This window comes from Microcystis aeruginosa FD4 (assembly GCF_009792235.1).
GTDB classification, from domain to species: domain Bacteria; phylum Cyanobacteriota; class Cyanobacteriia; order Cyanobacteriales; family Microcystaceae; genus Microcystis; species Microcystis viridis.
The window spans coordinates 1,846,015-1,859,481 of record NZ_CP046973.1; the positions used below are offsets into that span (position 1 = coordinate 1,846,015).

The window sequence follows — 13,467 nt, forward strand, 5'->3', positions numbered from 1 at the left end:
TTAGAAAACGGGTTTCTTTGAGAAACTATTTAGAAAACGGGTTTCTTTGAGAAACTATTTAGAAAACGGGTTTCTTTGAGAAACCCGTTTTCTTGTATGTATAAATGTTAATTTTTGTTATGGCACCCTTGAAAAATTGGGGATTGTTGGGCTAAAACTGTTAGCAATAAACTTTTGCAGTTAACGTCATGACTCCTACCCTGTTGCCGAGCCTTCCTGCTATTTACGATGTTTTGTTCTATTTCGCTCAATCTGATGGCTTTTGGGCGAATTTAGAAACAGCTTTTGGGACAAATTATGATGTGGTTAAGGCGACAGAATTACGAAATCAGTGGCAAAGTCGCAATTTCAGTCAACTTCCCCCAATTGAGGTACTTAGTGATGAAGTTTTAGGGACAGCGAAGGGTGCTTATGCGGTTAGCACTAATAAAATTTATTTATCAGAGTCTTTTTTGAATGTTGCTTCCTCAGAATCGCTAGTTAAGGTAATTTTAGAGGAAATTGGGCATTATGTGGATGCTCAAATTAATCCGGTGGATAGCGCGGGAGATGAGGGTGAATATTTTGCTAAGGTGGTATTAAATCAACCGTTGACTGAAGCAGAAATTACCCGCTTAAAAACGGAAAATGACCAGGCTGTGGTGGTGATTGATGGACAATCAGTACAGATTGAACAGGCTATTACTTTAGTCGGGAGTTATGATACTCCTGGCTATGCTAGGGATGTGCAAGTAGTGGGTAACTATGCTTACGTAGCTGATTTTTTTTCAGGACTGCAAATCATCGACATCAGCAACCCCGCTGCACCTACTTTTAAGGGTAATTATAATACTTCTGGCTTGGCTGTTGGTGTGCAAGTAGTCGGTAACTATGCTTACGTGGCTGATAGTAGTTCAGGACTGCTAATCATCGACATCAGCAACCCCGCAACACCTACTCTTAAGGGTAATTATGATACTTCTGGCTATGCTAATGATGTGCAAGTAGTCGGTAGCTATGCTTACGTAGCTGATGAGGGTTCAGGACTGCAAATCATCGACATCAGCAACCCCGCTGCACCTACTCTTAAGGGTAATTATGATACTTCTGGCAATGCTTGGGATGTGCAAATAGTGGGTAACTATGCTTACGTAGCTGATGCTTATTCAGGACTGCAAATCATCGACATCAGCAACCCCGCTACACCTACTCTTAAGGGTAATTATAATACTTCTTATGCTTATGATGTGCAAGTAGTCGGTAACTATGCTTACGTAGCTGATGATTATTCAGGACTGCAAATCATCGACATCAGCAACCCCGCTGCACCTACTCTTAAGGGTAATTATGATACTTCTGGCTATGCTTGGGATGTGCAAGTAGTGGGTAACTATGCTTACGTAGCTGATGGTCTTTCAGGACTGCAAATCATCGACATCAGCAACCCCGCTGCACCTACTCTTAAGGGTAATTATGATACTTCTGGCTATGCTTTGGATGTGCAAATAGTGGGTAACTATGCTTACGTAGCTGATGGTGGAGATGGCTTGCAGATTCTTGATGTGAGTGAGTTTACTAACCCATCTACTTCGACTATTACCCTTGCTGTTTCTCCCACAAGTGTCACCGAAGACGGAACAACTAACTTAGTCTATACCTTCACCCGTTCTGGTGTAACAACAAATGCTTTAACCGTCAATTACACCCTCGGAGGGACAGCGACTCTTAATACCGACTACACTCGTACAGGGACTACCAATACAGTCACCTTCGCAGCCGGTTCATCCACTGCGACTGTAACAGTTGACCCCACTGCTGACACAACTGTTGAATCTGATGAAACCGTCATTTTAACCCTTGCGACCGGGACAGGTTATACCGTAGGTACTCCTAACGCAGCTACGGGGACAATCACCAATGATGATATCAGTGTCACCCCAATCGAAGCTTTCGGTAACACCAAATTAGTCAAAGACGCAACTAACAAACTTTACGCTCAAATTGGTAATAATAACCCCATCGCCATCAAAAATGGGGGGACTCAGATTACCACAAATATCTATCCGGGTTGGCAAACTCTAGCAGCAGAAACCGTCAATGGTGTCAATCAAGTTTTATGGAAGTATAACGATGGAAACTACCTCCATCTGTGGAGTTTAGATAATAATTGGAATTGGCAATCTTCCACTGGATGGTGGGGATTAAACTCATCGGAAGCTTTTACTCAAGAAACCAACTTCCAACAAGACTTTAATAGTGATGGAGTCATTGGTCAACCCTTCACCCCAATCGAAACTTTCGGTAACACCAAATTAGTCAAAGACGCGACTAACAAACTTTACGCTCAAATTGGTAATAATAACCCCATCGCCATCAAAAATGGGGGGACTCAAATTACCACAAATATCTACCCAGGTTGGCAAACTTTGGCTGCTGAAACCGTCAACGGAGTCAATCAAGTTTTGTGGAAATATAACGATGGTAATTATCTGCATCTGTGGAGTTTAGATAATAATTGGAATTGGCAATCTTCCACTGGATGGTGGGGATTAAACTCATCGGAAGCTTTTACTCAAGAAACCAATTTCCAACAAGATTTTAACGGTGATAATAAGATTGGTAATCCCTTACCCATTATCGGGTCATCAAACGATGATATTATCACCGGTACTTTGAACAATGATATTCTAGTTGGTGGCTTAGGTAATGATACCATAACAGGGGGTGCAGGTAGCGATCGCTTCACCTTTAACAACCGCAATGAAGGGATTGACACAATTACTGATTTTCTCTCCAGTCAGGGGGATAAAATTGCTCTCTCTGCTGCGGGTTTTGGCGGTGGTTTAGCCGCAGGAGTTGCGATTACAGCCGCTCAATTTGTATTAGGAACAACTGCATTAAATGCCAGCAATCGCTTAATTTATAATACAATCACTGGAGGACTATTCTTTGATGGGGACGGGACAGGTACACTAGCAGCCATTCAAATTGCAACTCTTAGTTCTAAACCCACTCTTACCGTCTCTGATATACTTGTATTAGTTTAATGTTAATACAGCTTGTAGGGTGCGTGTTTGCGGTTAAAAAGGGCTGTAATCGTTACATGGCAAGGATTTTAAGGTTTTATTCTTCTGAGCACTCTTAAGCATTAGGCTAAAATTTCTCGTCTGAAACCCTTACTCTGAGCCAATCAGCACTTTTTGAGAAGTTACATACTGATAACTGTTTACTGATAACTGATCACTGATAACTGCTATTCATACAAAATCTCATCAAAACAAGCTTCTCCCACACTGGATAAAGTCCTAGCGGCAGCTTTATCGGTTTTCGACTTCTGCACGAGGGCGCGGAATTGCTGTAGATTGTAACGAGCCTGGAATTTTTTAATCGTGCAGTCGCATAGGTCTTTTGCCACATCAGCAGCTAATCCCTCCCCGCGCGCTCTTTGTAAACATTCTTGACGATAACTGTCGAAAGTCGTGGCAGTATTAGAACTTTGGCTAAGGTAAACGGTATTATTAGCCTGTAATGGCAAGCATAAAGCCAATAAACCGATAAAAGTTAGTAAATATCTTTGATTTCCCATCATAATCGCTTTTTTAAGCCTGAAATACCCCACTAGATTAGAGACCCGCTGCATAAACTATAGATCGATCGCTTAACTCTTGGGTTCCACTCTTGGCAAACTGTCATCTGTTATGCTAGGATAAATACTGCTTGATCGGCGCCATCGCCAAGTGGTAAGGCAGAGGTCTGCAAAACCTTTACCCCCAGTTCGAATCTGGGTGGCGCCTTGGAAAATATCGGCAATCTTTCTTTTATTACCTTGTCTAAATGAAGGTTTAACAAGGTTTTACTTGATAGGCTGCCACTAGATAGCGAAAAATATACTCGACTATCTCTAAATAATTCTCGGTAGTTTCTAGAGACTCACCCCACACCGTCACACCATGGTAAGAAATCAGTAAAGCGGGAATTTCTGGGGGAAAAGTTGACAATCTACTTTCTATTTCTGCGGCAATTTTCGGCACATCGAGATAGTTAGCAAAAACTGGCATAAATACTTGAGGATTTTCTACCCAAATACCTAAACCTTTCAACATTTCTAAGGGGGGTAACGATAACTTATCCTCGCGAGCAAAACGGGAAACTAAATTCGCTTCCACCGAGTGAACATGATAACAAGCTTGTGCTTGGGGAAAGAGGCAATAAATCACCTGATGAATGCTAGTTTCTGCGGAAGGACGATTATCCCGATGAGCTAATTCTCTGACTTTTCCCGTCAGATCCATGCGCACAAAATCCTCTTCTGTGAGTTTACCTTTACTTTTACCACTGGCAGTAATCCAAAAACTATGATCATCAACTTTAGCGGACAAATTACCTGCCGTGCCAAGCATCCAACCCAGTTGATAAAATCTTCGGGCAGCTGCCACTAGAGATAGACGAGGATCACTCATGGTTTTTAGAGATATGGTAGATAGGTATCGACCTATTATAACAAGTTGAAGCCAGCAGACTACCCACTTCCCCGCAGATTTGGTGAGGGTGTCAATCTGGATAATCTCGATCAAAACTAAACCCAAGGTAGAATAGAGCGAGGAACCGGTGGGTCAAAAAGAAGATTGAACCAGGGAAAAGTGTTAGGAATGTGTTAGGTTAAAGATAATTGCAGCTTTGATGAATCGAGGGTTGAGCCGTGAATAACAACTTTTTCCGCAGCTATTCTGTCAATGATTCTGGTTTGGGTTGTTTCTTATCTTTGATTTTAGTCGGATTGTTGTTAGGCTCGATCGGACTGGGTTGGTTAGTCAATGGTTTTTTAATTCTCGTGGCATTCCTAATAATTTCCCCTGTCATTGCTTGGGTAATTTTTCGCTGGTGGTTACGACGCAATTTAGTTGAAGATAGCTGTCCCGTCTGTAGCTACGAATTTACGGGTTTTAATCGCATGGAATGCCAATGTCCTAACTGTGGTGAACCATTAAAAGTGGCAGGGGGTAAGTTTATTATTCTCACCCCTCCCGGGACGATCGATGTACAGGCGATCGAAGTGCCTAGCCAACAGTTAGAAGATTAGGGTCAAACCATCACCATCTAGGCACGCGCACCAAACTGAAAGCGGGGGTTCTGAATTTTAACAATAACAGCAGTCCCAGCAGGTGAATTGACCAATGAACGAGAACTAAGCCCCAAATAATTGCAAAAATCAAACTACTAACGGCAAGAGCTTTAAAAATATCATTATCGGTCTTTTGATACCAGAGAAGACTAAGGAAGGAAAGCAGTAGGAGTAGAAGGGGAAAAAGTGGGGAGAACATGGGGATCACCATTGGGTGAGGGGACTGTCTTCACATCCATAGCCTATCATTTTCCCTTGATAGCTACGGGTAGCAGCTGCTACATTCCCCCTATTTGTCATAAATCTTTAGAATTAAATTAAAAAGTTGACCGAAAAATTGGGTTTAAAGCCTCGCCCTTTTAGGGCGACTTTATCTGATGTATGATATTAAGAATAGCGGGCAGGGTAAGCAACCGCTTAAAAAACCCAGTCATCGCAGGATGAACGCACCTTGAAAACTAGAGTTATGGGGTTCTATAGGGGAATGCTCCTATAGGTAAAAGCTCTAAGCGTCAAGTACCAGAGAAACCAATTATTTTAGAGGTTTTGAACTGTATCGTAGGGCATACGAAAACAGGCTTCTGTAAGGGAGCGAAAGTCTGAGGAGAGAACCACCTCTGGGTGGGATTTCGCCAGGAATCTAATTCAAGTGGACTCGTTGAGCCAGAAATTCTCAGCAGTGATGCTAGAAGAATCCACGTCCGTTTACGGCGTGGGGTATGTCAAAAGCCAATCTTTTAGTATAAAGGTGGCGCGACAATCATCCTCATTGTAACGTAAAATAGCCGCCAATAAAGTCCGATCTCCTGTTTTTAACCACTGGTCATACCACCAAACGCATTGATCCCCGCTTACTCCTCGATCGCGCCATTGAAAGCCAATCCAGTTAGCGAGGGATTTTAAAGAATAACTTTCCACGGGAAAAGTTACCGAGTTAACTACATGATAGTGCAGATCAAAACAGCGAGAAACTAACTGATTAATCAAAGAAGAAGGAGTTTTATAAAGATAACCTAATCGCTTAATTGTTTCCACTTCGTACTCAGAAAAGTGAAAAATTGGTGCTTGATAATCCTGCATGACTAAGGTTAAGAATTCCTGCCAAATCCTGCCTTCATCTTCTGGCTTTTCTGCCAAAAAGGGATAAAATTGCTGGGTATTAACTCGATGGTCAACCCGTAAAACCCCCAAAAGATAATCTAAATTCTGTTCTGGTTCCGCTTCGATGTCAAAATAAAATTCAATCTCGGCCCTCGGTAGGGGGGACAAATAAGCAGTTTTGCCGTTGCTTTTGCGAAAGGCCCGATTTTCAATAATTGCTTGGGCCTGTAATTGTAACTGATTAGCCACCTCTAACCCCATCCCCTCCCCCATACGGGTAGGACAGGTAAGCGCCAGGGATTCCATGGTGGAAACCCCCAAAGACTGTAAAAATTGGTAACGACTGGGAGTCACCCCCGGGACTAAAGAAAGATGTTGACTCGCTTGGGCGATACCATAACAGTGACTATACCAATGACATAAACTGCAACGCTGACGCGAGATAAAAACTTCTGGTTCTTGGTGATTAATCACCATTTCGCCGAACTTTTTGATTATTTCCTCTAGTTTAGTTAACCAGAGATTCAATTCCACTCGATAGCGATTATGACGACGTAGGACAATTTCTGCGTAATTGGGAAAAACTCCCTGCATACTGGCTAATAAATAGGCGTAAAAAGTAGCCAGCATTTTATATTCAGGCTTAGGACGGCGACCGAGTTGAATATTGAGGGGATAATAAATCCAATCGCCAAATTTCGACTCTCCTGCCTGTTTAATTAATAAATGCGGGGAACCGGTTAAAGAGACGGGATAGCCAGATTGTAAAAGGACTCCGTGATAAATACAGGGGACACCCTGACCCATCAAAGCTTCCGTTTCCCTAGCGGCGGCTAAAATATCGGTGCTGGGAGTAGTCAGGGAACAATAATCGGGATAGGAGTCTTGCAGGACTTTTTTAACGTGACTTTGACTCTCCTGGCGCAATTTAAGCAAAAAATCTCGCTCAGGGTCTTTTTCTTGGCTATTGCCGTAGAGATTTAAAAACCCACGGCGTTGACAACGTTGGTAGTCTAGAAGTAGATCATCGGTCAGTAGCATTCTATACAAGGAGAAAAGTTAAGCTTTCCTGGACCAGTGAAGTAAAGTAAAAAATAATAAACTTAAAAAAAGGAAACATTCCCAAGTGTGTTTCCTCTACTCTAATACTATTGTGACAATTACGACTTAATCCGTCGATAGAATTCAGCCGTCGGTCGTCAGGAAGTGGGGAAATGGGGAAATGGGGAATTCAACTAAAACCCTAAAACCCTAAAACCCAACACCTTCTAACTGATAACTGATAACTGATAACTGATAACTGACCCCCCATCTCCTCGCTTATGCAGAATTTAGACGAAAATAGCCTCGATTTCGCCGTTAGTAAACCGGATTTAGCCGAACAAAGACAGGAATTTCGGGGACTTAGTAATAAAGTTTATTTTAATTTCGGTGGTCAGGGAACCTTGCCCAAGGCCGGATTAGAAGCGATTATCGATGCTCATAATTTTCTCCAACAAAAGGGGCCTTTTTCAGGACGGGTAAACGATTGGATTACAAAAAAAACGGAACTTCTACGGCAAGAAATGGCTCAGGAGTTGGGAATCAGCCCCAGCACTCTCTCTATCACCGAGGATGTCACTGTAGGCTGTAATATCGCCCTCTGGGGAGTTGATTGGCAAGCGGGGGAACATATTTTACTAACCGATTGTGAACACCCCGGAATTATCGCCACAGTTCGGGAAATTGCCCGTCGTTATCATCTGGAAATCTCCACTTGTCCTATTCGGGAAACTTTAAACGGCGGCAACCCGATAGAAGTCATTTCCGCTCATTTACGGCCAAAAACTAGGGTTTTGGTGGTCAGTCATGTTCTCTGGAATACTGGACAGGTTTTACCCCTCAAGGAAATCTCCCAGCTTTGTCATGATAATTCTGTCACCGAAAAACCCGTTTTAGTGGTGGTGGATGCTGCCCAATCCGTGGGTTGTTTGCCCTTGGATTTAAGCGCTACTGGGGCCGATTGTTATGCTTTTACGGGTCATAAATGGTGGTGTGGACCGGCCGGTGTGGGAGGATTGTATATTCGTCCCGAAATTTTCTCTAGTTTACAGCCCACTTTTATCGGTTGGCGCAGTATTGAAACAGATAAGCAAGGACAGCCTATCGGTTGGAAACCGGATGCCAGACGCTTTGAAGTGGCCACTTCTGCCTATCCTCAATTTGAGGGTTTAAGGGCAACTATTGCGGTACATAACGCCTGGGGTGATGGGGGACAAAGATACGAAAAAATCTGTCAATTAGCGGCTTATCTCTGGGAAGAATTAAAGACGATTAAAGGGGTGAAATGTTTAAAAAATTCTCCACCGGAATCTGGTTTAGTTTCTTTTCAAATTGACTCGGCCATCACCCCACAAAAGTTGGTGCAACAGCTAGAAAAACAAGGGTTTTTACTGCGAACTCTCCTCGACCCCCTCTGCGTGCGTGCCTGTGTCCATTATTTCACTTTGCCCTCAGAAATCGAGCAGTTAGTAGCAGCTATCAAAAAGTTAGTTTAAACGGGGTCGGGGATATTTTTATCCCTCGGCCATTAAGCGTAATAATTCGTCAGTAGATAGCTTCCCGCTTGCGTCGGTTCCCTCCAATAAACTATCGGCAAGATCGCGTTTATGGTGGTGCAGATCGACGATTTTTTCTTCGATCGTATCCTTGGCAACTAAGCGATAAATCGTCACTGGACGTTTTTGGCCGATGCGGTGAGCGCGATCGGAGGCCTGATCCTCCACTGCGGGATTCCACCAGGGATCAAGATGAATAACGTAATCGGCTGCGGTGAGATTTAATCCTGTCCCCCCGGCTTTTAAACTAATTAAAAATACGTCCCCTTCCCCCGCTTGAAACGCTTTCACCTGTTTCTGCCGATCGCCAGCAGGGGTACTACCATCGAGGTATTGATATTTTATCTGCCTTTGATCGAGATAACTGCGGATAATTGCTAAATGATCGACAAATTGACTAAATACCAACGCTTTATGCTGATTATCCAATAAATCATCCAGAATTTCCCCGAAACGAGACAATTTCGAGCCGGGTAAATCCAAATCTGGAGCCACTAACTGCGGGTGACAGCAGGCCCGGCGTAATTTCATGATCTCTGCCAGTACCTGGAGATGTTTTGCCCCGGCGGTACTGTCACTCTCCCTTAGTTTCTCCAAAGCACGCCGTCGTAAGGCCTCGTAAAACGCCTTCTCCTCGACGCTTAACTCGATCGGGACTAAAATCTCGGTACGGGGCGGTAATTCCGCCAGAACTTGGTTTTTGGTGCGCCGGAGAAGGAAAGGCCGCACCAGTTTTTTTAACTGTTCGCGAGCGGTTTTATCGCCGTATTTTTCGATCGGGGTGGCGAAACGGCGATCAAAACTTTCCAAGGATCCCAATAATCCCGGATTAATAAAACGGAAAAGATTCCATAATTCCCCTAAATGATTCTCGATCGGTGTTCCTGTGGTGATTAATTTAAAATCCCCCCGCAGATTCATCGCTGCTTTCGATCGCTTGGTGGAGAAATTCTTAATCGCTTGGGCCTCATCAAGAACGATTGTCCGCCATTCTACCCCGGCCAACATGGTGGCCACTTCTTCCTGCTGTAATAACCCATAGCTACAGACCAACAGATCAAAAGGTTGCAGTCGATCGAGTAGCGCTTGCCGATCGCCTGTTCCCAATTGGATGATATTTAAGGTGGGTGCGAACCTTTCCGCCTCACTAATCCAGTTCAAACATACTGAAGTAGGAGCGATCGCTAAAGTCGGACCCTCCGAGGCGCGGGTTAGGATCACTGCTAGGGCCTGTAAAGTTTTCCCTAATCCCATATCATCGGCCAAACAGGCCCCGGCCCCCCACCGGGCCAGCCTAGCTAACCAACGAAAGCCTTCCAATTGATAGTCGCGCAATTCTGCCTGTAGAGTTGAGGGGACTTCCGGGATAAAATCCTGACTCTCCTGAAAGCGTTGTAAATTATCGCGCCAACGTTTATCGGCCTTGAGTTGTCCCACTTCCTCGCTGAGTTCCGAGAGAATCGGGGCAGCGAAGGGATGAAACCGCAAACCGTCGCCGGACTTTTCCGAGAAAGCGCGCATTTCCTGTAACCGTTCCCGAAATGCCTCGGTTAGGGCGAGAAATTGACCATCTCCGAGGGGAATAAACCGCCCCGGCGATCCGTCTAGCAATTTCATCAACTCCTGCATACTCAGCACCGATTTCTCCTCTAGGTGCAGTTCCCCACTGACGGCAAACCAATCGCGCTGACTGTGGATATTTAGGTGTAGGTCTTGTAATCGAAGCTGACGCGACACCCGCCATTTTTCCCCTTCTGGCCATTCCACAAGGACGCTATCGCTTAATTCCCGCAATTCCAGCAGTAGATCTAGACAATCCTCTGGATTTTCTAGCCGCCATTCCCCATTTTCTTCCTCGAAACTGATCAGGATCGGACAAGAATCGATCGCTGTTTGGGCCAGTTTTTTCTCTAGGGCCAGATCCCTAGTGGTTTGCAGCCGTTCCCCCTCGATCTCGGCGATTACTGTTTCTCCCCCTTTTCCAGGCCGGAAGTAGGGACCGGCTGCCCCAAAAGGACGGCTGAGAACCGCCACTTTTAAACCCTCTCCGGCCGGTAAGAGATGAATCCGGGGTTGACTATCGGCTGCCACTGACCGGGCTGCTTTTCCTCCCCCGATATCGGAATGTACTGTCACCATCCCGGACAGGGAATTGATCGCAGCCAGGACTTTTTCCCGGCCCTTGTCGGGGACTTCTAGGCGGTTGCTTTTGCCGATAATGTCGGCGATGCTTCGGTGTTCCGGCTTGACTTCGATTACCTTAACGCGAGTGGGGGTTTCTTTCCAAATCAGCACTTCTTGGCGATCGCTGAGATCGGGCAGTAAAGACAGGATTAATTTACCCGATTTTCCCTTTCTTACTCGCAATTCCGGTTCCCCGGCGACGATTTCTACCCTCGTTCCGGGGGAATCTTCCCAAAACACCAGGGGATGACCGATCAGTTCGATAATGGCCCGGCGCTCAAAGTGATACTCGTTCTGGCCATAGTAACTGGATTCCACGAAGATATGGGCGCAAATTTTCAGGTCTTGCGGGGTTAAATAGTCAATTTCCCCAGTTTTTCGCAGACGTTTAAGGGAGACGGTACGGCCACGACTCCAATTACCCCGCGCGTCGAGTTTTTGTTCTTTTGGTTGCAGGAAATAATCCTCGGAATGGATAGTGATAAACCAAGCAAGGCGGACGACGGGGTTAGATTTACCCGGGGTTGGTGTTGGCGCGCACAGATTAGTCAAGGCATTCAGGCACAGTTGCCAAGCTTCTTGGGGTTCGATCGCATCTACCAGGGGGGAAGGGAGACGCTGGTTTTTAAGCACCTCCGCTTCCGGCGCTCGATTCGAGTCGAGACAGTAGGGCCCCGGTTTCTAGGGCTAACCAATGGTAGCCGGCCGCCTTGGCATCTTTGTAGAGGGGCAAGAGTAGGCGGGGCAGATGTTTTTTAGCGATGTCGCTACTCATCCAGTAGAGACAGATACTACTGATAAGAGTCTCTAGACCCTGGCCCATTTGGTAGGGATTGATCGTCGCATCGATGATTGCGTCTTTGGCCTGCATATCTCCCTGACGAGCAGCGATGATTTTTTCCAGACGGGCATAGATAGGGAGGAAAGGATGATCGTTTTGACGCGTCACCCAACTGGTATAGCTGGCGGCTTCGGCGAGACTTTCGGGGGTTCCTTCTTTGAGGAGGGCGAAAATAAAGGAGAAGCCGCTAATCGAAGAAAAATAGATTTTTTGTTTTCCTTTGGCTTTTTTTAGGGCTTTAAGGGCGAGGGTATATTCTTGGATCGCTTTGCTGTTTTCCCCCCCTAGAAAGGCCATCCAACCCCGGATCGCCCCGATTGCTGCTGCTTGGCTTTCTGGGAAGGGGCGATCAAGATACCGACGCACTTTATCACTTTGTCCTCGGATGATCGCCTGTTCGAGCCACAAATGGGCTTCGGAAACACTGGTCTGGTCTTGACAGAGTTCTTCTAGGAGGGAAAAAGCTCCATCGGCGCGAGTTATTTTTTCAAAGGCCTTGACAAGAATGCTATTTAGTGCTAGGGCTTGAAATTTGGTCGGTTGCGTCCGTAACCAATCCCCATCGAAGGGGTTATCGTAGATGAGGATAAGAAGGTCTTCTAGGCTGGTTTTTGAGGAGGAATAGCTGGTTTTCTGATAATCGGCGATTTGTTGTTCGATCGAGTCGAAATCCTGACGATAGATGGCCAGACGGATTTCTCGGATTAATTGCTCTTTTCCCTGAAAAACTAGGCTTTCATCCCAACGAGTTCGGGGTTGCGGCAGTTTTGCCTTGATAATCTCGGCAAAACGCTTGAATTCTCCCTTACTAACGCTATCACGGCTGGCAATCTCGACGAGTCGGGGATGACAGCGCGGCCCGTAGCCTTTGTCCTGGGTGATCACTTCCGCTTCTAGGAGGATATCTAAATGGGATTTCAGGGTTTGGCCGTTAAATCGCCGGTTGTTCTCGTCGCGGTAAGGGGTTTGATTTAAACAGTCTAGAAAAGTGCTGCGGGCGATCGGTTCATAGATTAGGGAAAAAAGACGGACGATCACCTGATCTAGTGCCGATAATTGTTGGTAGCGTTCGATGAGTTGGCGGCGGATTTGCTCGATATCTTGCATATTCGGTTATATTCGCTGATAATCCTAATCTTGTTGCGGGGATATGGCGGCAATTTATGGAGGGGTTTCCAGAAAAGGTTCGATATCGATCGGGAACCAATCCCCGTCTAATACCTGTTCGAGAGTGAATATAGACTCTGGGGGAATCGCATTTTTATCGACTATCCTGGCGTTAATCAGGGATTTTCTGGCGGTTACATAGGCTTTCTCCCAAGAATCGCGGGCATGGTTGACGAGGGTGGCACTATCTATTTTTTGTTCTAATTGCGCTCGGAAAGCCGCGATCTCCACTATCCAGTGACGGGCATTCCGTTCTTTTTCCGATTCCCAATAGGATAGTTTGAGCAAGTGTTCGATTAAAACGGTTAATAAACTCGTTATTGCCTGTCTCTCGCTTTTTCCCATGCACTCCACTTCCTCGATCAGGTTTTCCCAGTCCACCCTGTCAAACTCTTTTCGCTTTAACAGTTCGGCGGTTTTTTCTGTCCAGAGAACAAAATCTTCCTCGTAGAGAGCGGTCATCATAGATTTCTCAT

The 13,467-nt window shown here is 45.4% G+C and carries 8 protein-coding genes, 1 tRNA gene and 1 pseudogene; 4 read left to right on the forward strand and 6 right to left on the reverse strand.

Annotated elements, in window-relative coordinates; translation table 11 throughout:
• Positions 1-188 precede the first annotated feature (188 nt).
• Positions 189-3,026 carry a Calx-beta domain-containing protein gene (locus tag GQR42_RS28600; RefSeq protein ID WP_233271344.1) on the forward strand — a complete coding sequence of 946 codons (2,838 nt, stop codon included), beginning with the start codon at positions 189-191 and terminating at the stop codon, positions 3,024-3,026.
• A 206-nt stretch (positions 3,027-3,232) separates the two neighbouring features.
• Here the strand turns inward: GQR42_RS28600 and GQR42_RS09590 are convergent, their stop codons facing one another.
• Positions 3,233-3,568 (reverse strand): hypothetical protein, encoded by a 336-nt coding sequence (locus GQR42_RS09590; protein ID WP_158199796.1) that lies wholly within the window; start codon positions 3,566-3,568, stop codon positions 3,233-3,235.
• Positions 3,569-3,702: 134 nt separating this feature from the next.
• Here GQR42_RS09590 and GQR42_RS09595 point away from each other — a divergent pair.
• A tRNA-Cys gene (locus tag GQR42_RS09595) sits at positions 3,703-3,773 on the forward strand.
• A gap of 48 nt (positions 3,774-3,821) precedes the next feature.
• Here the strand turns inward: GQR42_RS09595 and mtnB are convergent.
• Complete coding sequence (mtnB, locus tag GQR42_RS09600) at positions 3,822-4,439, reverse strand: methylthioribulose 1-phosphate dehydratase (protein WP_158199797.1); 618 nt, start codon at positions 4,437-4,439, stop codon at positions 3,822-3,824.
• A 239-nt stretch (positions 4,440-4,678) separates the two neighbouring features.
• Between mtnB and GQR42_RS09605 the strand changes: the two genes are divergently transcribed.
• Positions 4,679-5,059, forward strand: coding sequence for a hypothetical protein (locus GQR42_RS09605; protein ID WP_158199798.1), 381 nt, complete (start codon positions 4,679-4,681; stop codon positions 5,057-5,059).
• A gap of 10 nt (positions 5,060-5,069) precedes the next feature.
• Here the strand turns inward: GQR42_RS09605 and GQR42_RS28605 are convergent, their stop codons facing one another.
• Complete coding sequence (locus tag GQR42_RS28605) at positions 5,070-5,312, reverse strand: hypothetical protein (RefSeq protein WP_002738501.1); 243 nt, start codon at positions 5,310-5,312, stop codon at positions 5,070-5,072.
• A gap of 494 nt (positions 5,313-5,806) precedes the next feature.
• Complete coding sequence (locus tag GQR42_RS09615; RefSeq protein ID WP_158199799.1) at positions 5,807-7,243, reverse strand: TM0106 family RecB-like putative nuclease; 1,437 nt, start codon at positions 7,241-7,243, stop codon at positions 5,807-5,809.
• A gap of 281 nt (positions 7,244-7,524) precedes the next feature.
• Here GQR42_RS09615 and GQR42_RS09620 point away from each other — a divergent pair, with 281 nt between their 5' ends.
• Positions 7,525-8,739: an aminotransferase class V-fold PLP-dependent enzyme gene (locus GQR42_RS09620; protein ID WP_158199800.1), complete on the forward strand. Its 1,215-nt coding sequence runs from the start codon at positions 7,525-7,527 to the stop codon at positions 8,737-8,739.
• A gap of 18 nt (positions 8,740-8,757) precedes the next feature.
• On the opposite strand, the pseudogene GQR42_RS09625 reads toward GQR42_RS09620, so the two are convergent.
• Together GQR42_RS09625 and GQR42_RS09630 are read right to left on the reverse strand one after the other, a co-directional pair.
• Positions 8,758-12,931 (reverse strand): annotated as a pseudogene (locus GQR42_RS09625) (DEAD/DEAH box helicase).
• A gap of 54 nt (positions 12,932-12,985) precedes the next feature.
• Complete coding sequence (locus GQR42_RS09630) at positions 12,986-13,456, reverse strand: DUF29 domain-containing protein (protein ID WP_158199801.1); 471 nt, start codon at positions 13,454-13,456, stop codon at positions 12,986-12,988.
• Between the last annotated feature and the right edge of the window lie 11 nt (positions 13,457-13,467).